Raw genomic sequence first — 255 nt, forward strand, 5'->3', positions numbered from 1 at the left:
TCCATGGCGACCAGGATCATACGGTCAATAATAAGAATGCCGATCACATCATGGAACGTTATTTGGAAAGTAGCGAGTCAAAAAATTTGATAGCCCAAAAAGAAATTGGTAATGGGAAGCTTGACCGTCGCTACACACGCATTCGCTATGCTGAAAATGCAGCATCTCAAAAAAATGCTCATAAATCCTTATCTGCTGAACAATGGGTAATTCATGGTGCCGGCCACGCTTGGTCCGGCGGTAATAGCCAAGGCA

Annotated in this window: 1 pseudogene; it reads left to right on the plus strand. The window is 44.3% G+C overall.

The features are described from left to right. Positions 1–50 precede the first annotated feature (50 nt). Positions 51–255, plus strand: a pseudogene (locus ACO0LF_RS31805) (hypothetical protein); the annotation flags it as partial.

This window comes from Undibacterium sp. Di27W (assembly GCF_049340345.1).
Taxonomy (GTDB): Bacteria; Pseudomonadota; Gammaproteobacteria; order Burkholderiales; family Burkholderiaceae_D; genus Undibacterium.